Origin of the sequence: Ureibacillus yapensis (assembly GCF_003515775.1) — a bacterium.
GTDB classification, from domain to species: Bacteria; Bacillota; Bacilli; order Bacillales_A; family Planococcaceae; genus Ureibacillus; species Ureibacillus yapensis.
The window spans coordinates 62,874-83,631 of the sequence record NZ_QWEI01000010.1 but is presented as its reverse complement, the minus strand read 5'-3'; the positions used below and the strand labels follow the sequence as shown (position 1 = coordinate 83,631).

The 20,758-nt window shown below is 40.3% G+C and carries 19 protein-coding genes and 1 riboswitch; of the genes, 16 read left to right on the top strand and 3 right to left on the bottom strand.

What is annotated here, in order from left to right:
- Positions 1 to 9: 9 nt before the first annotated feature.
- Positions 10 to 1,239 carry a Zn-dependent hydrolase gene (locus D1B33_RS15420; protein WP_118877296.1) on the top strand — a complete coding sequence of 410 codons (1,230 nt, stop codon included), beginning with the start codon at positions 10 to 12 and terminating at the stop codon, positions 1,237 to 1,239.
- A gap of 238 nt (positions 1,240 to 1,477) precedes the next feature.
- Here the strand turns inward: D1B33_RS15420 and D1B33_RS18365 are convergent, their stop codons facing one another.
- Positions 1,478 to 1,684, bottom strand: coding sequence for a hypothetical protein (locus D1B33_RS18365; protein ID WP_147370423.1), 207 nt, complete (start codon positions 1,682 to 1,684; stop codon positions 1,478 to 1,480).
- Positions 1,685 to 2,287: 603 nt separating this feature from the next.
- Here D1B33_RS18365 and D1B33_RS15410 point away from each other — a divergent pair.
- Positions 2,288 to 2,827, top strand: a complete 540-nt coding sequence (locus D1B33_RS15410) for a hydrolase (protein ID WP_118877294.1) — start codon at positions 2,288 to 2,290, stop codon at positions 2,825 to 2,827.
- A 75-nt stretch (positions 2,828 to 2,902) separates the two neighbouring features.
- Here D1B33_RS15410 and rnhC read toward each other — a convergent pair whose 3' ends face one another.
- Positions 2,903 to 3,859: a ribonuclease HIII gene (gene rnhC, locus D1B33_RS15405; protein ID WP_118877293.1), complete on the bottom strand. Its 957-nt coding sequence runs from the start codon at positions 3,857 to 3,859 to the stop codon at positions 2,903 to 2,905.
- A 191-nt stretch (positions 3,860 to 4,050) separates the two neighbouring features.
- Here rnhC and zapA point away from each other — a divergent pair, with 191 nt between their 5' ends.
- From zapA to D1B33_RS15340, 13 genes are all read left to right on the top strand, one after another.
- Entirely contained in the window at positions 4,051 to 4,311 is a 261-nt protein-coding gene (gene zapA / locus D1B33_RS15400) for a cell division protein ZapA (protein ID WP_118877292.1), read from the top strand.
- A 5-nt stretch (positions 4,312 to 4,316) separates the two neighbouring features.
- On the top strand, positions 4,317 to 4,859 hold the full coding sequence (locus D1B33_RS15395) for a CvpA family protein (protein WP_118877291.1): 543 nt from the start codon (positions 4,317 to 4,319) through the stop codon (positions 4,857 to 4,859).
- A gap of 186 nt (positions 4,860 to 5,045) precedes the next feature.
- Positions 5,046 to 6,755, top strand: coding sequence for a DNA polymerase/3'-5' exonuclease PolX (gene polX / locus D1B33_RS15390; protein ID WP_118877290.1), 1,710 nt, complete (start codon positions 5,046 to 5,048; stop codon positions 6,753 to 6,755).
- A gap of 33 nt (positions 6,756 to 6,788) precedes the next feature.
- Positions 6,789 to 9,155 (top strand): endonuclease MutS2, encoded by a 2,367-nt coding sequence (locus tag D1B33_RS15385; RefSeq protein ID WP_118877289.1) that lies wholly within the window; start codon positions 6,789 to 6,791, stop codon positions 9,153 to 9,155.
- Between the two features lie 79 nt (positions 9,156 to 9,234).
- Complete coding sequence (locus D1B33_RS15380) at positions 9,235 to 9,645, top strand: DUF350 domain-containing protein (RefSeq protein ID WP_118877288.1); 411 nt, start codon at positions 9,235 to 9,237, stop codon at positions 9,643 to 9,645.
- Positions 9,646 to 10,009: 364 nt separating this feature from the next.
- Complete coding sequence (locus tag D1B33_RS15375; protein WP_118877287.1) at positions 10,010 to 11,701, top strand: AMP-binding protein; 1,692 nt, start codon at positions 10,010 to 10,012, stop codon at positions 11,699 to 11,701.
- A 196-nt stretch (positions 11,702 to 11,897) separates the two neighbouring features.
- Entirely contained in the window at positions 11,898 to 12,491 is a 594-nt protein-coding gene (locus D1B33_RS15370; RefSeq protein ID WP_118877286.1) for a TetR/AcrR family transcriptional regulator, read from the top strand.
- A gap of 57 nt (positions 12,492 to 12,548) precedes the next feature.
- Positions 12,549 to 13,322 carry an enoyl-CoA hydratase gene (locus D1B33_RS15365; protein WP_118877285.1) on the top strand — a complete coding sequence of 258 codons (774 nt, stop codon included), beginning with the start codon at positions 12,549 to 12,551 and terminating at the stop codon, positions 13,320 to 13,322.
- A gap of 73 nt (positions 13,323 to 13,395) precedes the next feature.
- Complete coding sequence (locus tag D1B33_RS15360) at positions 13,396 to 14,169, top strand: electron transfer flavoprotein subunit beta/FixA family protein (protein ID WP_118877284.1); 774 nt, start codon at positions 13,396 to 13,398, stop codon at positions 14,167 to 14,169.
- Positions 14,170 to 14,290: 121 nt separating this feature from the next.
- Positions 14,291 to 15,268, top strand: coding sequence for an electron transfer flavoprotein subunit alpha/FixB family protein (locus D1B33_RS15355; protein WP_118877283.1), 978 nt, complete (start codon positions 14,291 to 14,293; stop codon positions 15,266 to 15,268).
- Positions 15,269 to 15,470: 202 nt separating this feature from the next.
- On the top strand, positions 15,471 to 15,785 hold the full coding sequence (gene trxA / locus D1B33_RS15350) for a thioredoxin (RefSeq protein ID WP_118877282.1): 315 nt from the start codon (positions 15,471 to 15,473) through the stop codon (positions 15,783 to 15,785).
- Between the two features lie 189 nt (positions 15,786 to 15,974).
- On the top strand, positions 15,975 to 17,765 hold the full coding sequence (uvrC, locus tag D1B33_RS15345; protein WP_118877281.1) for an excinuclease ABC subunit UvrC: 1,791 nt from the start codon (positions 15,975 to 15,977) through the stop codon (positions 17,763 to 17,765).
- Between the two features lie 28 nt (positions 17,766 to 17,793).
- Positions 17,794 to 17,975: riboswitch (Lysine riboswitch) on the top strand.
- 159 nt (positions 17,976 to 18,134) lie between these two features.
- Positions 18,135 to 19,364, top strand: coding sequence for an aspartate kinase (locus tag D1B33_RS15340; RefSeq protein ID WP_118877280.1), 1,230 nt, complete (start codon positions 18,135 to 18,137; stop codon positions 19,362 to 19,364).
- Between the two features lie 51 nt (positions 19,365 to 19,415).
- Here D1B33_RS15340 and D1B33_RS15335 read toward each other — a convergent pair whose 3' ends face one another.
- Complete coding sequence (locus D1B33_RS15335) at positions 19,416 to 19,829, bottom strand: YslB family protein (protein WP_118877279.1); 414 nt, start codon at positions 19,827 to 19,829, stop codon at positions 19,416 to 19,418.
- A gap of 276 nt (positions 19,830 to 20,105) precedes the next feature.
- On the opposite strand from D1B33_RS15335, the gene D1B33_RS15330 reads away from it, so the two are divergent.
- Complete coding sequence (locus tag D1B33_RS15330; protein ID WP_118877278.1) at positions 20,106 to 20,720, top strand: succinate dehydrogenase cytochrome b558 subunit; 615 nt, start codon at positions 20,106 to 20,108, stop codon at positions 20,718 to 20,720.
- The last annotated feature ends 38 nt before the right edge of the window (positions 20,721 to 20,758 follow it).

Here is a 20,758-nt window from a genome sequence, read left to right as displayed (position 1 = left end):
CATTCATTAGTGCAAACTTGTAATTCGGAACGACTTCAATCGTTAATTGAGCATTTTAGTCAGTTTGGAAAAACTGACAATAACGGTGTCACACGCCTTGCATTATCTAGAGAAGATATACAAGCTCGTCAGCTTTTACAAACAATATTTGAAGACTTATCTATGACAGTAAAGTACGATGATATGGCAAATATGTATGCTACACTACCTGGTAAAAAAGACTTGCCACCAATAGTTCTGGGTTCACATATGGATTCGGTTGTGAAAGGTGGTCGCTTTGATGGAATATTAGGAGTATTAACTGCTCTTGAAGTGGTTTATTCATTAAAAGAAAAAAATATAGAACTGGACCATCCAATCACAATAGTGAATTTTACGAATGAGGAAGGGGCTCGTTTCGAACCATCACTAATGGCATCAGGGGTACTATCTGGTAAATTTAATAAAGATAAAATGCTAGCATCTAAAGATCGGAATGGTATTACGTTTGCTGAAGCTTTAGAACAAAGCGGTTTTAAAGGAGAATTGGAAAATCGATTAGTAGAAGCACAAGCTTTTATAGAACTTCATATAGAACAAGGGCCTGTATTAGAACATCATGGCTTAGATATCGGTATTGTTGAAGGTGTCCTTGGCATGGTTTGTTACGAAATTACAGTTCATGGTGAGTCAAATCATGCCGGAACTACTCCGATTGCTATGCGTAAAGACCCAATGTTTACAGCCGCTAATTTAATTGTAGATATACAAAAACAATTGCAACAATTAGATGATTCACTTGTGTATACAATAGGACGTATGAATGCTTACCCAAATATTCACACTGTAATACCTTCACATGTTGTATTCACCCTGGAAGCGAGACATCAGGAGGCAAATGTAATTAATCAAGTTACACACATTATTGAGGAATTACAAAAAAATACGGCTCTTTGCACTGTTACAACTAGTCGGTTATGGGATCGCGACACTGTTGTATTTGATAATAAGGTTGTTGAAGCTGTTGAGAAGGCAAGCCTGAATCTTGGTTATAAAGGTCATCGTATGTATAGCGGGGCTGGACATGATGCTCAATTTATTGCATCACTAGTACCTTCTGCCATGATATTTGTACCAAGCAAAAAAGGTTATAGTCACCGGGAAGATGAATATACTTCTTATGAAGAGTGTGCAAAAGGTGCAGATGTTCTATTAAATGCAGTATTACTTCTATCTAATAAAGAAGTGGCAATAAGTTGAAAAATTTTTTCGTGGGCTAACTTAATATGATACTAGAGATAAAACACCTCCAAATGAGGTGTTTTTCATGTTATTTAATAAAGGTTTATTTTAGTAGTATTAGGTTTAGAACTCTAGTTTCCTAAACCTCAAGGGACATTCCATACTCGGTTAATAGTTGAATGAAGTTGCGGCTTTCTGGATTACATTGATGTGCCGATACTCCCAAAGGTTTTCTCATTTCGGAAGTATAAGTCCATTATAAAGTAAATTTTGACAAAGTAACCGCAGCTTCTTCGATGGGAAGAATAGTGGAAATTTCTTTCACCATGATTGGTTTTACCACACTAATGAGCATTTTTTCTTGAAGAAGCGTATTTTCCGTAGTGAAAATGCCTACCTTTTGGCCGAGGAGAATGATTGGGAACGAGTGTTCCAACATCCATTTTAAATAACTTAAATTCACTGGGATTCCTTTTTTTATTCTTTAGAACACTAAAAATACCGCCCATCAGTCCGCTAATGGAATGTATGAACGCAAATGTATAAAAATTAAAGAAAATTGTATATGTAAACTCATTTAACATTGGAAGGTTATAAAAAGTGGAATTTAACTCCATGGTTGGGCCATCTAGAATGATGCCATTTTTATAATCCATGATGAAATAAAATAGTACACCGATCAACAGTAAACCCAAAACAAAAGATAAAACTTTCAATAATCGATTCTTTGCCATTCCAGCTAAAATAAAGAAAAAACGAAATGTAGTAAACAAACTCAGAAATAAAAATGGGCAAACCAGAATAATTCCAATGAATCCTAAATTGGTATTTTCAAGAGTATCTTCCGGTTGAATGGTGAAAAATTGGCCAATTATTAAAAACCCGAGCAATGAAATTCCAAGACTAATCAACCAGCTTAATCTTAGCAAAAAGCATCATCCTTTCTGTTAAATACTATACAGGTCGCATATTTTCGATTCAAGCTATGGCAAAAACTATCTATATATTAAGGTTTTTAATATAATTTACCAGAGGACCAATATTTCTAAAACTTAGGGGGATGTTTATGCTTCAAAAAGATGAAACCTTGCTCGTACTTATTGATATTCAAGGTAAACTGGCGGAAATTGTCCATGATAGCGAGAGCGTGATTGATCACATTGCGAAGGTAGCGGAAGGGGTACAGATACTTGGATTACCTGTGTTATGGCTGGAACAGTATCCAAAAGGGCTCGGACCAACTGTGGAAAAAATTGCGAACGTTTTGCCGAATCAAAAGCCAATTGAAAAAATTACATTCAGCGCCTATGATACGCCTGAATTTGTTGAACAGCTGGAAGCTACGGGGCGCAAAAAGGTATTGCTTGCGGGAATTGAAACACACATCTGTGTTTACCAAACAGCGGCACAGTTGATTCAAAATGGCTTTGAAGTGGAAGTATTGGCGGATTGTACTTCCTCCCGCACTCAAAAAAGCCACGACATTGGATTGCAAAAAATGATGCAGCTTGGGGTAAAACTCACGACTGTTGAAATGGCGCTGTTTGAAATGCTTCAGATTGCCAAAGGAGACCACTTTAAGGCAATAAGCAAATTAGTGAAATAGGTTCATAGGTTCCTCTAATGACAAAAGAGAGAAACGGCTAGTTGAATTAGCGTTTCTCTTTTTTCATGAAGAAGCCTATCTTTTTTTGGCCACTAACTTTCTCGCTTTTTCGGTATTGGCAAAATGCCATTTTGATATGGATTTCAAAGTTTCCTCGCCATGCTTCAGCCATATGCGCGCGGCCATTTCATCCACCTTGCTGCTTGCCCCCTTTTGAAGATTGACTCCTGCAATTTCTGATAAACGATCCATTTCCTTCAAAAATGCATAGCGGGCAAGAATAGAAGCAGCGGCCACCGCTACATGAAGCTGTTCGGCTTTTGTTGAGAACAAGACATTTTCACGTATAATTTCTTTTTCATTTTTTATATGATTATAATAAATTCCCCGTTCCGCGAACTGATCGATTAAAATGTACTCCGGTTTTTCCGGCTCAATTTTCGCTAATACATGCTTGATCGCCTGATTATGGAGCAATGCTTTCATTTTCCCTTGGGAGTACCCTTTGGATTGGAAGGTGTTATATTTTTCATTGCGCAGCGTTAGGATGCTGTGAGGGCAGACAGCCATAATATCCGGTGCGATTTTTCGCATAATCTGGTCATTCAGCATTTTTGAATCTTTTACGCCAAGCTCGTGAATCAGCTCGATTTTTTCTTTTGGTACATAAACGGCAGCCACTGTCACCGGGCCAAAATAATCACCGGTTCCCGTTTCATCCGAACCAATAACGGAAGCCTCGGCAAATTTTTCGGGGAGTTTGTCGCCTTTTGTTTGAATGGTAAGGTTGCTATTTGTTACTGTAGTCGAATGGGAAGGGTTTGATTTTGCTTCGCCCCATCTGCTTGCTTCCCTGAAAGCCCCGCTGCCCTGGAACATGACTTTTCCGGATTTGTAAACGGTAATGGCTGTATCGGGAAGCTTGGCTGCAAAAATAACGCCAGGTGCGTTTCGTTCTATAATAGATGAAGCGTAATAAGCTTTCACCTTATTTTGGATTTCAGTGGAAAGCTGCAAGACAATATTTGACATAAGTTCGTTCCTTTCTTGGTTACAGGTTCACATCAAAAACAGTTTCATGGTATGATATGTATTATAAATTTGCAAAGTAAATACGAATCAAGGTATAAAGTCTATAATTCATAAGCTAAACTCACTGATATGAAAGATTTGAACGATAATGATCATACTGGTTTTTTGCTTACGTTTTAGGAGGTATTGCATTGGCGGAACAAGAAAAAAATCGTATATCTGTAGAAATTTACGGTCACGCCTATAAAATGGTGGGTCCGGAATCTACGGGACATATGCGATTAGTTGCTTCTATAGTAGATGATAAAATGCGAGAAATACGTGTACATAATCCTTCATTAGATAGTGCGAAGCTTGCCGTTCTAACAGCTGTCAATACCGTACATGAATTATTGAAATTAAAAGAACAAGTTGAAATGCTTGAAGAAGAATTGAAAAAGTTAAAGGGTTGAATTTCATGCTAGACATACTTTTATTAATCTGTTTTGCTGCTAGTATTCTACTAGGGCTTAAACGAGGCTTTATTGTGCAAGCGATTCATCTTGTCAGCATTTTCGTTGCACTGATTGTAGCTTATATCTATTATAAACCACTTGCAGACAAGTTTGTATTGTGGATTCCCTATCCAGGTGTTTCGGAAGATTCGTCCATGATGCTCATGCTTGATGCGCTGAATGTGGACCAGACATTTTATCGAATCATCGCATTTGCCGTGATCTTCTTTGCTGTCAAACTAGCATTGCAAATACTCGGTTCGATTTTCGATTTCCTGACATATTTGCCTGTATTGAATTCAGTGAACCGCTTGCTTGGTGCTGTACTTGCATTCATTGAGTTTTATCTCATTTTATTTATTATACTTTATGTCTTGGCATTGCTCCCGATCGATTCAATGCAAAATCTGATGGGAAATTCCATTATAGCCAATCTCATGTTGGAACATACACCAATTTTTACTAACATGGTTCAAGATTGGTGGTATATCTATAAAGAAGGATAGTTTAAATTACAACTTATAATGTGAGGAAGCTTTCGAGAGTCATCCATAAGCAAGGCACATTAATAGTGATCAATTTTATAGTTGTCTGTCGTTTGACTATCAATGTAAAGGAAATGTCCCAAAGCGACTTTTGGGGCATTTCCTTTTTCCGCGAACGGGAATGTACAATGTATGAGGAGGTACAACATGAACAAAAAAATCGTTATTAAAACACTAGAAAAAATTGCATTGCTGCTTGAGCTCCAAGGCGAGAATCCTTTTAAAGTATCCGCTTTCCGCAAAGCAGCCAATGCACTCGAATTGGACGAACGCAGTCTCAATGAAATAGAAGATATAACAAAGCTAAAAGGAATCGGAAAGGGAACAGCTGCCGTGATTCATGATTTAATCGAAACCGGGCAGTCTTCCCAGCTGAAAGAATTGGAAGACGCCGTTCCTAAAGGATTAATTCCGCTTCTGAAACTGCCTGGCCTGGGTGGGAAAAAACTAGCGAAGCTTTATAGCGAATTGGGAGTCGACAGTGCAGAAAGCTTGAAAGCTGCATGTGAGGCTCATCAAGTTCAAAAGCTCTCGGGCTTTGGGGCAAAGACCGAAGAAAAGATTATGAAAGAACTGGAGCATTTTGGAGAACGCAGTGAGCGTTTGCCAATTTGGTACTTGCAGCAAATCGTGGCTGAGGTGAACGAACTACTGAATCGTATACCGGAAATTCAAAAGTTTTCTGTTGCGGGCAGTTTCCGACGAGTCAGTGAAATGAGCAAAGATATTGATTTTATCGTTGCGACAGAACAGCCAAGCGAAGTAAAAGACCAATTATTGAAACAGCTCGTAATTAAAGAAGTGGTAGCTGCCGGAGATACAAAGGTTTCTGTCGTTCTGGATGCAGAGGATCCGGTAAGTGTTGATTTTCGGCTGGTAGCATTACATGAATATGCAACAGCGCTGCATCATTTTACAGGTTCCAAGGATCATAATGTACGCATGCGCCAGCTTGCAAAAGAACAAGGCAAAAAAATTAGCGAATACGGTGTTGAACAACCGGATGGATCGATCCACACATTTGAGTCGGAAGAGGAGTTTTTTGCGCATTTTGATTTGCCATTCATTCCGCCGACCGTTCGCGAATCAGGTAAAGAACTAGAGCGTTTAGACGAGCTGGAAGAACTTGTTTCACTTGATCAAATTGTTGCCGATTTGCATATGCATACAACTTGGTCCGATGGTGCCCATACGGTAAAAGAGATGGGAGAAGCGTTGATTCAGCGCGGCTACACACATGGTGTCATCACAGACCATTCCCAGTATTTAAAAGTGGCCAATGGATTAACGCCTGAACGCTTGCAAAAACAGCGCATCGAAATCTACGAATTCAATGAAGCGCATCCGGAATTCCGTCTTTTTGCGGGAACCGAGATGGATATTTTGCCGAATGGTACATTGGACTTTGAAAATGAAGTATTAAAAGAGTTGGACTTTGTGATTGCATCCATCCATTCAAGTTTTTCGCAGCCGCAAGAGACCATCATGGAGCGGTTGCATACAGCCGCCCAAAATCCTTATGTGCATATGATTGCCCATCCAACGGGCCGTATTATTGGGCAGCGGGAAGGTTATAATCCAGATATGCCTCAATTGATCAAATGGGCAGCAGAGTTTGGAAAGATATTGGAACTCAATGCGAGTCCGTACCGGCTTGATTTATGCATCGAACATTTAATGATGGCGATGGAATGGAATGTACCAATCGCCATTAATACCGATGCGCATGCCATTGAACAGTTGGATGTTATGGAAATTGGAACAAAGTATGCCCAGAAAGCATGGTTGAAAAAAGAATTAATCGTAAATACATGGAGTTTGGATAAATTTGAAACTTTTATTAAGAAAAACAAGTAAATAACAATGAGTTTAAGTAGGAGGTGTTCGGGAGTGATTGCAGAACGCGCATTGAAAACATTGGAGTTTGGGAAAGTACGTGAACGAGTAGCAAGTTATTGCACTTCTTCATTAGGAAAAAACCAGATTGAACAGCTAATTCCCGAAACTGATTTTGATAAAGTAGTCGAACTTTTGGAAGAGATGGATGAAGGGCTTTCCATTTTGCGAGTAAAAGGAAATGTCCCGATGGGTGGAATCTTTGATGTGCGTCCACATGCAAAGCGGGCACAAATCGGCGGCATGTTAAGCCCTATGGAATTAATGGAAATTGCAAGCACAATCCGTGCAAGCCGCATACTGCGAAATTTTATCGAGGATATTGAGCAAGAAGGCAACATCAGCATTCCTCATTTTATCGAAAGAAGAGAGCAAATGCCGATTCTGACGGCATTGCAGCATGAAATCAATGATTGTATTGATGATAACGGGGCAGTGCTGGACTCCGCGAGCGTTACATTACGATCGATCCGACAATCCCTTCGAGCAGAAGAGGCGAAAGTGCGTCAAAAATTAGAAAGTTTAACCCGTGGATCGAATGCCACAAAAATGCTTTCAGACGCAATTGTTACCATCCGAAATGATCGTTTTGTCATTCCGGTTAAACAAGAATATCGTGGTCATTATGGCGGGATTGTTCATGATCAATCTTCCTCCGGCCAAACGCTTTTCATAGAACCGGAGTCAGTTGTACAAGCAAATAACGAAATTCAACGGTTAAAAGTGAAGGAAAAAGCGGAAATCGAACGTATTCTGTTGGAATTATCCGCAAAAGTGCAGGAAGTGGCACACGATTTATTTGTGCTCGTGCAAATCCTTGGAGATATCGATGTGATTATGGCAAAGGGGAAGTACGGGCAAGCCAATAAATGTACAAAACCGAAAATGAATCAAAAAGGTTATATTCGCTTGGTTCGTGCAAGGCACCCGCTTATTTCAATTGAGGAAGCAGTACCGAATACGATTGAATTTGGGGATGATATTACGGCCATCGTCATTACAGGTCCAAATACAGGAGGTAAAACGGTAACATTAAAAACCGTTGGGCTATGCACGTTAATGGCCCAAGCAGGCTTGCCGGTACCTGCCCTGGATGGTTCTGAGCTGGCTGTATTCCAGCAATTATTTGCGGATATTGGGGATGAGCAATCCATTGAGCAGTCCTTATCAACGTTTTCTTCCCATATGGTGAATATCGTGGACATTTTAGGCAAGTTTGACGACCAATCTCTTGTGATATTTGACGAGCTGGGAGCGGGTACAGATCCACAGGAAGGGGCAGCATTGGCCATTTCCATTTTGGATGAAGTTGTTGGCCGTGGAGCACGCGTGATGGCCACAACCCATTATCCCGAGTTAAAAGCATATGGCTACAACCGACCAGGCGTTGTCAATGCAAGCGTGGAATTCGATGTCGAGACGTTAAGCCCAACTTATCGATTATTAATTGGGGTGCCAGGACGGTCAAATGCCTTTGAAATTTCCAAACGACTTGGTCTAAGCGATTCGATCATCAATCAGGCTAAGTCATTTACAGGTACAGATCGCCATGAAGTGGAATCAATGATTGCTTCTCTGGAGGAAAGCAGACGCCGCTCTGAACGCGAAGCAGAAGAAGCGCACGCATTGCTGGGAGAAGCTCAAAACCTGCATGAACAACTGGAAGAGCGCCTTCGTACGTATGAAGAGAAAAAAGAAGCATTAGAGAAAAAAGCAAAAGAAAAAGCTCGTAAAATTGTGGATGAAGCAAAGAGCGAATCCGAAAAGGTCATTGCTGAATTGCGCGAACTCCGCGAGAATGCAAGCAAGGCGGTAAAAGACCATGAGCTGATTGAAGCCAGAAAAAAATTGGAAGGAATTGTTCCGGAAGACAATCCCGTCCTGAAAAAACAGGCTCAAATAAGAGAACGCGCCCAAAATTTAAAAGTGGGCGACGAAGTAAAAGTCCTCAGCTATGGCCAAAAAGGTACGCTGGTTGAAAAAGCATCCAAAAATGAATGGGTTGTCCAAATCGGTATTCTAAAAATGAAACTGGAGGAGTCTGATTTGGAGTATGTAAAACCTGAAAAAGGAAAGCAAACTGCAGTGATGACCAATGTTCGAAATCGCAATAATCATGTCAAGCTGGAATTGGATTTGCGCGGCGAGCGTTATGAGGATGCCATTTTGCGAACAGAGAAATATATTGATGATGCACTTTTGGCAAATTATTCTAGGGTATCGATTATTCATGGAAAAGGTACAGGTGCTTTGAGACAAGGAATCCAGAACTATCTGAAAGGCCATAAGCGTGTAAAGTCATTCCGATATGGTGAGGCTGGCGAAGGTGGATTTGGCGTTACGGTTGTAGAACTAAAATAATCCTAATTCAGCACAGTTTCACCTATACGAAAAGCTCAGGTAAGGAGCGTATTAATTTTTAGCAAAGGGGATGGCTTTCATGCTGGAAACAAGTTTTTGGCAACACCCTTTAGTACAAACGGCAGGTTACTTCAGTGTTGTGGTACTTTGTTTACTCGTTTCAATGGTCATCTTTGAATTGGTGACAAAATATAAAAATTGGGAAGAAATAAAGAACGGGAATGTTGCCGTTGCCCTTTCAACAGGCGGTAAAATACTGGGTGTATGCAATATTTTCAGATATTCCATAGGTCGTCATTCTACGTTGCTGGAAATGATGGGATGGGGCTTATTTGGTTTTACGTTACTGATTTTTGCTTATGTACTATTCGAATTTTTGACGCCTCGTTTTAATGTAGATGATGAAATTGCAAACGATAATCGATCGGTAGGGTTTATATCGTTCACAATTTCGCTTGGATTATCCTTCGTCATTGGTGCAAGCATTTAATGGCAAGAAGGTACATAACGATAGGCGCATTCTATTAGGAGCACAATTATGGAGAAATTAGCGAAAGTACTGATTGTTGTCTGTTTAATATTTATTATTGTGGGCATTTATTATTTGTCCACTCTTTAGCTTAATCAACCGGGATCTATCTTCCGATTAAAAGAGGTTAAAGAAGGGAGCTGTCTTGAGAAAATTCGAGGCAGTTCTTTTTTTATCCTTAAAAATACGAACTAAATAGAAAATAAATGTAATTTCTAGCATAAAATAGATTATTTTGCAAAAATGGTTTGAAAGCCTTATGATTTTCCATTATAATAAATTGTAAGAAAATTTAAAACATTGAACGAGGGGAGTTGTTGAATGGATGTCCGAGAAAGTCTGGCTTTCACAATATCCAAAAGAAATACCTCACAGCTTGACTTATGAAAATGAACCGGTTCAAAGTTTTTTAACAAGGAGTTTTGAGAAGTTTCCAAATAAAACGGCGATTCATTTTTTGGGAAGGGAAGTCACTTACAAAGAACTCTATGAATCTTCCTTAAAGTTTGCGAATTACTTGAAGCGATTGGGCGTTGAACGGGGAGACCGCGTTGCCATTATGCTTCCGAATTGTCCACAGTCGGTGATTGCCTATTATGGCACATTATATGCTGGCGGTATTGTCGTGCAAACAAATCCTCTCTATACAGAACGCGAACTTCAGTATCAAATGGCCGACTCTGGAGCAAAGGTGATTTTAGCTCTGGATATTTTGTATCCGCGCATCATGAAAGTATTAAAAGCAACACAAATTGAAAACGTTATCATAACAGGCATAAAAGATTATTTGCCTTTCCCCAAAAATTTAGTTTACCCTTTCATCCAGAAAAAACAATATGGCTTTACCGTGAAGGTCGAGCATAAAGGATTGACCCACTTATTTACTGAAATCATGCATCTAAGCGAACCCACACCGGTTAAGCAAGACAAGATTGAAATCGAGGAAGAAATTGCGCTTCTTCAATATACAGGCGGCACGACAGGTTCCCCAAAAGGAGTCATGCTTACACACAAAAATCTAATTGCCAATACGAAAATGTGCGACGCATGGCTGTATCGCTGCAAACCCGGGGAAGAAGTCATCCTTGGCGTACTGCCATTTTTCCACGTATATGGCATGACAACGGTACTTCTTTTATCGGTTTTAAATGGAAACAAAATGGTGTTATTGCCGAAATTCGATGTAGAACAAACGCTTAAAACAATTGAAAAACAAAAACCAACTTTATTCCCTGGTGCCCCAACCATGTATATTGGGCTGTTAAATCATCCGGATATCGGGAAATATAATCTTTCCTCAATTACAGCGTGCTTAAGCGGTTCGGCCCCTTTACCGCTTGAAGTTCAGGAGAAATTTGAAAAGATTACCGGAGGCAAGCTGGTTGAAGGATACGGACTAACCGAGACTTCTCCAGTAACCCATGTAAACTTTATCTGGGATCAACGGGTTAAAGGCTCCATCGGGGTACCTTGGCCGGATACAGAAGCGGTGATCTTGAAATCCACTGAGGGAGAAGTATTGGCAGCCGGGGAAATTGGCGAAATTGCCATTAAAGGGCCTCAAGTAATGAAAGGGTATTATAATCGCCCTGAAGAAACCGCAATGTCTTTTGTTGATGGTTGGTTCCTGACAGGTGACCTGGGTTATATGGATGATGCGGGATATTTCTATGTTGTCGATCGCAAGAAAGATATGATTATAGCAGGAGGCTTTAATATTTACCCTCGGGAAGTCGAAGAAGTTTTATATGAACATGAAGCAGTTCAAGAATGTGTTGTGGCAGGTATCCCTGATTCTTATCGAGGAGAAACGGTAAAAGCATATATTGTATTAAAAGAAGGAAAGACAGCAACCGAAGAAGAATTGAATGCACATTGCCGACAAAACCTGGCTGCCTATAAAGTGCCACGGCAGTATGAATTCAGAAAAGAGCTTCCAAAGACAGCGGTAGGTAAAATCTTGAGGCGATCTTTAGTAGAAGAGGAAAAGCAAAAATTAACCGAACTGCAAGCTTAAATTAGTAGATGAAAATATTGACAGAAATAGAAATTGTGGATAATATGAAAATATGAATGAATAGTCATTCATATTTTCTTTTTTATTTCTTTTTCTTTAAAAGGAATAAAACAATCCAATTCGGCATAAATGCCAATATGGCTTTATCGCGAATAGGCTTATAGACAAGCCAAAGTAATCAACTGGTGGTGACAGCATGAAACGGGATAAACCAAAATATAAACAAATTGTTGATGCAGCCGTTATCGTCATTGCAGAAAACGGCTACCATCAAGCGCAAGTTTCCAAGATTGCCAAACAAGCAGGCGTTGCTGACGGAACGATTTATCTTTATTTCAAAAATAAAGAAGACATTCTAATTTCTGTCTTTCAAGAAAAAATGACCGTCTTTGTGGAATCTTTGCAGGACATTATCCAAAATGGAAATTCTTCAAGCGAGAAGTTATCTCGGATGATTGATAATCATTTTAATGTACTTGCACAAGATCGCCACCTCGCAACAGTAACGCAATTAGAGTTAAGGCAGTCAAACAAGGAAATCAGGCTGAAAATCAACGCCATTCTAAAAGAATATTTGAAGCTGCTTGATGAGATCCTGATCGAAGGAATGTTAAAAGGGGAGTTCAATCCGGCAATGGATGTTCGGATTGCACGGCAAATGGTATTTGGAACAATTGATGAAAGCATTACGACATGGGTCATGAATGAATTTCGGTATGATTTGTTAGCAACGGCACCAAAAGTACGTTATCTGCTGTTAAATGGATTAACGGGTACACCTGTACTTTAAGGAGAAGTTCAGGGCTTGTTCTACACTGAAAGAACATGAGGTTGGGAGAGTGGGAGAATGGAATTTTTAAGTTGGAAAGTTGACAAAGGGGTAGCAATTGCAACAATTCAACGACCGCCTGCAAATGCATTATCGCGAGATTTAATAAGAGAAGTAGATGAAATGCTGGATTCTGTTCAAGATGATGACGCTATTCGTGTCATTGTACTCCACGGAGAAGGGAGATTCTTCTCTGCTGGGGCAGACATCAAGGAATTTACCGAAGTGTCTTCCGGTGAAGAATTTGCTGAATTTGCTTCCTATGGCCAGCAAGTGCTTGAACGGTTGGAAACGTTCCCAAAACCGGTGATTGCGGCCATTCATGGCGCTGCTCTAGGCGGAGGCCTGGAACTTGCGATGGCATGCCATATCCGCTATGTCGCAGAAGATGCAAAGCTTGGTTTGCCTGAACTGCAGCTTGGTTTAATTCCAGGATTTGCAGGAACACAGCGATTGCCGCGATATGTTGGGGTAGCAAAAGCAGCTGAAATGCTCTTTACGAGCGAACCGATTTCAGGGGTGGAAGCGGTTCAGGCTGGACTAGCCAATAAAGCATTTCCCGCTGATGAAGTATTATCGACAACAGTGGAAATCGCCCAAAAGATTGCACTTAAGAGTCCAATTACCCTGAAAGCGGCAATCGAGATGCTGCATTATAGTAAACATCAAAACTATTTTGATGGCTTAAAAGCAGAGGCAAACACTTTTGGCACTGTATTTGAATCACAAGATGCAAAAGAGGGCATTGAAGCATTTATTGAAAAGCGCAAGCCTGTTTTTACCGGGAAATAAATGGCAGTTTCATCGCCTGTTTATTGAATAGCTCTTATAAATTCAAGAAATGTATTCTGGGAGGTTAGTGGAAATGAACATTTTTGTATTAGTAAAACGTACATTTGACACAGAAGAGAAAATTGTCATTGCAAATGGCAAAATTCAAGAAGATGGTGCAGAGTTTATCATTAATCCTTATGACGAATATGCAATCGAAGAAGCAATACAAGTGCGCGATGAAAAAGGCGGAAAAGTTACGGTTGTAACAATCGGTGGCGAAGAAGCTGAAAAGCAGCTAAGAACAGCGTTGGCAATGGGTGCCGATGAGGCAGTCCTAATTAATACGGAAGATGATCTGGATGAATTGGATCAATATTCGACAGCTGTAATTCTAGCAGAATATTTAATAGATAAAGAGGCGGATTTAATTTTAGCCGGCAATGTAGCAATCGACGGAGGAACAGGACAAGTTGGACCTCGTGTTGCGGATTTGCTGGGCATTAACTATGTAACGACCATTACGGATTTGCAAATTGACGGAACAAATGTAAAGATTGTTCGCGATATTGAAGGGGATTCCGAAATTATTGAAACTTCTTTGCCATTACTGGTCACAGCTCAACAAGGACTGAATGAACCTCGATACCCGTCCTTGCCGGGCATCATGAAGGCGAAGAAAAAGCCGTTAGCGAAGCTGGAGCTGGATGATTTAGACATTGATGAAGAGGATGTGGAAGTCAAAGTTGACACGATCGATATTTACTTGCCTCCTCAAAAAGCGGCTGGCCGTGTATTGCAAGGGGAACTTGCGGACCAAGCGAAAGAACTTGTCAACCTGCTTCATTCAGAGGCAAAAGTAGTCTAAGTAGTCTAATAGGAAGAATGCAAGCGCCCTTTAGATGCCCCGACGGCAATAACGCAACGTGACTCGTAGGGCTGGTCGCTGAAACTGGACAATTACAAAGATGGTGCGGAGGGATGATCATATGTCAAACAAAGTATTGGTGTTAGGGGAAGTTCGTGATGGGGTTTTACGTAATGTTACATTTGAAGCAATCGCTGCGGCAAAACAAATTTCCGATGGCGGGGAAATTGTAGGTGTATTACTTGGTGAGGGCGTCTCGCAGCTGGCCAGTGAACTGATTGCTTATGGTGCTGACCGCGTGGTGATCGTGGAGCATCCACATTTAAAAACATATACTTCTGATGGCTTCGCGCAAGCATTGCTGGCTGTAAATGATCAAGAAAAACCAGAAGCCATTGTTATTGGACATACTTCTTTAGGTAAAGATTTGTCGCCAAAAATTGCTTCACGTCTGCAATCCGGCTTAATTTCCGATGTAACGGAAATCGAAGGCAAAGGCGAGGATGCTGTATTTATCAGGCCGATTTACTCAGGAAAAGCATTCGAGAAAGTGAAAATCAAGGAAGGAGTTGTGTTTGTCACAATACGTCCAAACAATATAGCTCCTTTGGAAAAAAACACGACTCGAACAGGCGATGTACTTTCGCTTTCCGTAGATATCCAAAATTTGCGTACCATTATTAAAGAAGTTGTACGCAAAACCTCAACAGGGGTGGATTTGTCTGAAGCAAAGGTAGTAGTGGCGGGAGGCCGTGGAGTGAAATCCGAGGAAGGTTTTGAACCATTGAAACAACTGGCCGATCTACTGGGCGGTGCAGTCGGCGCTTCCCGCGGGGCGTGTGATGCCGAATACTGTGATTACTCGCTGCAAATCGGACAAACAGGAAAAGTAGTGACACCGGACCTTTACATTGCTGCAGGAATCTCGGGTGCAATCCAGCATTTAGCCGGTATGTCAAACTCTAAAGTCATTGTAGCAATCAACAAAGATCCGGAAGCCAACATTTTCAAAGTGGCGGATTATGGAATTGTCGGCGACTTATTCGAAGTGATTCCACTATTAATCGAAGAATTCAAAGCTTTAAAAGTAAATTCCTAAGGCAATAACTCAGGAGCTGTTCTGAAAATTCAACTTTCAGGACAGTTCTTTTTTAGTACTATATCAAATGCTATCCCGAACGTTTGTTAAAAATATAGAATCCTTGTAAATTATATGTGTTGGTTTCAAATCAATTTACTGTCTCAATTTTTTCTAACATGATATACTACTTTCAGATGTTAGATTTAAGGAGGCTATATTAATGGCAATTGTTCATGTAACAGATCAAAACTTTTCGGAAGAAATCGCATCAGGCGTTGTATTAGTTGACTTTTGGGCTACTTGGTGTGGACCATGCAAAATGATCGCTCCAGTATTGGAAGAAATTGATGCTGAAATCGGCGACCAAGTAAAAATCGCAAAATTAGATGTTGATAATAACCAAGGAACAGCTGCAGAATACCAAGTAATGTCGATTCCAACATTAATGTTATTCAAAGACGGTGAATTAAAGGCAAAAACAGTTGGATTCCAACCAAAAGAAGCTTTAATCGAGTTCATTAACGACAACAATTAATATCTAGTCCCAAAAGTACTGTGCTTTTGGGATATTTTTTGCGATCCGATCAATGGAAGTTTGGGAGTGTCTTATAACAAGACTCTCCTTTTTCTTCTATAATGGTCTGTTATATATTTTTTGATAACCATGTATTAATAGCCAATCGTCTCATTTAACATGTAAAAATAGCACTATAGGGTGATATCGATGAATGAAACCATTCAAAATAAATTAGCCATCTTGCCGGATGAACCAGGTTGCTATTTGATGAAAGACCGTCAAGGAACAATCATCTATGTCGGGAAAGCAAAAGTGCTTAAAAACCGGGTTCGTTCCTACTTTAATAGTTCGCATGATGGAAAAACACAGCGTCTAGTCAGTGAAATTGAAGACTTTGAATATATTGTCACTTCGAGTGACTTGGAAGCATTAATCTTGGAATTGAATTTAATCAAGCTGCATGACCCGAAATATAATGTCATGCTAAAAGACGATAAAACCTATCCCTATATTAAGATTACAAATGAAAAATATCCACGAATCTTAACAACGCGGAAGGTTAAAAAAGATAAAGCAAAATATTTCGGTCCCTATCCAAACGCCTTTGCTGCCAACGAGACGAGAAAGCTTCTGGATCGATTATATCCTTTGAGAAAATGCATTCGTCTCCCGGACCGAGTTTGCTTGTATTATCATATGGGACAATGTTTGGCGCCTTGCGTAAAAGAGATTGACCAAAAAGTTTATGATGAAATGATCGAGGAGATTTCAAAGTTTTTAAATGGCGGCTTTGAGGATGTAAAAAATGATATTGAGAAGAAAATGCTTGAAGCAGCTGAAAAACTTGAGTTTGAACGGGCGAAAGAATATCGGGATCAAATAGCTCATATAGAAACAGTTATGCAAAAGCAAAAGATGGTAACGGGAGATTTATCGAACCGTGATGTTTTTGGCTATGCAGTGGAAAAAGGCTGGATGTGCGTCCAGGTGTTTTTTGTAAGGCAAGGTAAACTGATTGAACGCGATGTCTCCATCTTCCCGTTATACCGTGACCCAGAAGAGGAGTTCCTGACATTTATCGGACGATTTTATGATATTCCCGAGCATATCAAACCAAAGGAAATCTTCATTCCATCCGAAATTGATAAAGCGCTTCTTGAAAAATACCTTGAAGTAAAAGTCATTATTCCAAAACGCGGTTCAAAAAAGGAACTTGTCGATTTGGCCATGAAAAATGCCCAAATTGCAATCCATGAGAAGTTCCAGCTTATTGAACGGCAGGAAGAACGAACAATCGGTGCGTGCGAAGAGCTGGGAGATGCCATGAATATTGCGGCGCCTTTGCGAATTGAAGCGTTTGACAACAGCCATATGCATGGAACGGATGCGGTATCTGCCATGGTTGTCTTCATCGATGGAAAGCCGGCCAAAAAGGAATATCGAAAATACAAATTGCGCGAAACGGCTCGGCATGACGATTATGGCGCAATGCAGGAAGTAATCCGCCGCCGTTATACAAGAGTATTGAAAGACAACTTGCCGTTGCCCGATTTAATTATCATAGACGGCGGAAAAGGACAGATGGAAGTAGCGAGGGAAGTAATCGAAGATGAACTGGGCTTATACATTCCAATTGCCGGTTTGGCAAAAGATGAAAAGCATAATACATCTCAATTATTATTTGGAGACCCGCCTGCTCCAATAGATTTGAAACGTACAAGTGACGGCTTCTACTTGCTGCAGCGGATTCAGGATGAGGTTCACCGTTTTGCGATCACGTTTTTGCGCCAACAGCATCAAACGCATGCAATCCAGTCAGTACTGGACAATATCGAAGGGGTAGGACCAAAGCGAAAGCAGCAATTACTGAAACATTTTGGATCGGTCAAAAAAATAAAACAGTCTTCAATCGAAGAATTAATGGCGGCACATATCCCACACTCGACAGCAACTGCCATATACAATCATTTCCATAAAGACACATTGTCAAAGGAATAATTGTGTGATAATGTGAAACATAAGAAAATAGGTTGATAGAGGCGCAAGTTAAAAGAGTAGACTTTCCGGAGGAGAGACAATTCTGATGATGGATCGTGAAAGGGTAACTTGCCGAAGCAATAAATTCATTGTCTGAATTTATTTGCTGGTTTTGCATTGAATAAGTGTAAAATTGTCAGAATCAAAGGGTTCTGGAGGGCTATCTCGCAAGCGTTCTGCCATTTTGGCATTAGTCTCGGGACAGTTTTTCACGCTCTGTGAAAAGCTGTCTTTTTCAATACGCGCGTTGTGGAAGGCTTATAGCAAGCCAAATTTTTTGAATAATGTAAATAAAATTGCAATAACAAGCCGTGAAGGGAGAATTCGGATATGCCAAGCATTGTAGTGAAAATCGACAGTTCAACATTTACCTCGCCTGAAAAAATCGAACAAATTGCCGATCGCTTGATTGAACAAAAAAATTCAGGTGTCCAAGTAATAGCAGTGGTACCTGGATTGGAGAATTTCGATGATTTTTTATTCCCTTTTTCTCCTATTCTTTCAGACAACCCTTCATCAAGAGAGTCACATGTACTGGAAGCCATCAATGCACAGATCGGGAGCAGTCTATTGGTCATTGCCATCAATAAGAAAGGCGGACAGGCAGTTTCGCTTCATGGATGGCAAGCAGGTATTGAGGCAGTGGAGACCGATGGAAATGTACTTATCGGCAGTATCCATCATGAACGGGTTACGGAGCATTTGGATAACGGGAAAATCGTAATCATTGCAGGTTCACAAGGCATTAATCACCAAAATGATACGCTGGTTTTTGGGGATGGCGGCACAGAAACAACGGCGGTTGCTATTGGGGCAGCGGTCGGCGCGCAGCATGTTGAATTTTTAACAGTTCAAGCTGGCGTTTACACGGCAGATCCAACAGGGGTGGAACGTGCAAGGCTGCTTCATCAAATCACCTATGATGAAATGCTTGAACTTGCTCATTTAGGGTCAACGTTTATCCATCCGCGTGCGGTAGAACTAGCTAAAATTTACGAAATGCCATTAATCATGCGTTCAGGTACTGAAAATGGGGAAGGTACGTTAATAAAGGGAGAGGTTGACATGGAGAAAAATTTAATTGTTCGTGGTATTGCATACGAAGCAGACATTATTCGATTGACGGTAGGGTATGATTCCTATGAGCAATCATCTCTTTCGGCTATATTTACAAAGCTGTCGGAAAACGGCATTAATGTTGATATTATTGTTCAAGCCGTGATTGATGGGGTGAAGCCAACTGTTTCTTTCTCGATTGCCAAAGAAGATTTTGCCGAAAGCATTAAGGTGCTTGAAAAAAGCAAACCGGAACTTGGATTCAGTTTCGCTGATTTTGAGGTGGGTCTGGCAAAGGTTTCAATCGTGGGCGCGGGCATGGTTTCCAACCCGGGAGTTGCTGCGCGAATGTTCGACCGGCTGCGCAAAGAAAATATCCAGGTCAAAATGGTCAGCACTTCAGAAATAAAAGTCTCGGTAGTTGTCCCGCAAGAAGACATGATGCGGGCAGCCAACTCATTGCATGACGAATTTAATCTAGCCGAAGAACTGATCAATAAATAAAAAAAGCCAATCTTGTCTGATACAGGAATTGGCTTGCAAAAGGCAGATTGGTTATTTTTTTTCTTTGCTGTCCCATTTAACGGTAAATTCGACTCTTTCGTGTTTTTCGTCTTTTTCTTCATAGCATTCAGTCAAATAACCATTGTTTGATTCCAGTTGCTGTGCGATAAAGCCGGCTTCTAACCGAAAGGATCGTTCAGCTAATTTTAATAAATCGACGTCGTTTACAAGGTGGAATATACAGCCGTCTTTCTCTTCTTTTTCCAAAGTTAGTTTGCCCCATCCGGCATCTTCAAAAAAGGAAGCGATAAGTTGGATATCGGTGCATGGAAACTTTCTGGCCAAGTCTTTGCCTGCCCAATAGAGAACATCTTTTTCATGTTTTCCTAGAATGATAGGCAATAAATAATCCCGAATAATCTCATACCCAAAGACTGGAACCGTTTTATTCTCATTGGATGTCATTAAAAAACCTCTTTCTTAATTTTCTTATTTTGCATAATTGTATAATTTGATAAAAAAAATACATTAAGGAGAAAAAAGGGGTGGAAAAAAGAAAAAAGCTACTCTAAATAGGTGTATAATAAACCTCGAGCTAGCTTGACGCTTGCAATACTTGAGAGTACAATGGACATGTCATAATATTGTACCATTGTGAAATACACAGTCAATGCCGGAACTTTTACAAAATGGTGACGATATTGTATGCGTATTTAAATGTACTGAGGGGGGTAATTAGTCTTGTCAAAGAATCATGAGTTTTACTGGAGACGCTTACATTCGCTATTGGGAATTATTCCTGTAGGTTTGTTCTTGGTTTTCCACTTATCACTGAACTTCACTGCTACCGGCGGGGAAGATGTTTACAACAATTCGGTTGGAGTAATGGATTTAGTTCCACACTGGCTATTGCTAATTGTTGAATGGGTTGTAATCTACATACCAATTTTGTTCCACGGATTGTACGGTTTGTATATTGCTTTTACTGCTAAACCAAACCTTAACGAATTTGGTACTTTCCGTAACTGGATGTTCATGCTGCAACGTATTACTGGGGTATTCCTTGTAATTTTCATTGCTTGGCACATCTTCCAAACGCGTATCCAGAAAGCACTTGGTGCTGATGTGAACTTTAACATGATGGAAGAAATTGTTAATAATCCATTCATGTTAGTCTTCTACATTGTTGGTATCTTGGCTGCAACATTCCATTTGGCGAACGGTATCTGGTCATTCCTAGTGAGCTGGGGAATTACACAATCTGCAAGCTCTCAAAGAGTTGCAACTTACGTAACAATGATCTTCTTCGTTCTTTTAAGCATCATTGGTGTTGCCGCAATTCTAGCATTCGTATAATACAATAGTAGAAAGTCAGATTTGGTTCTAGCAAAATT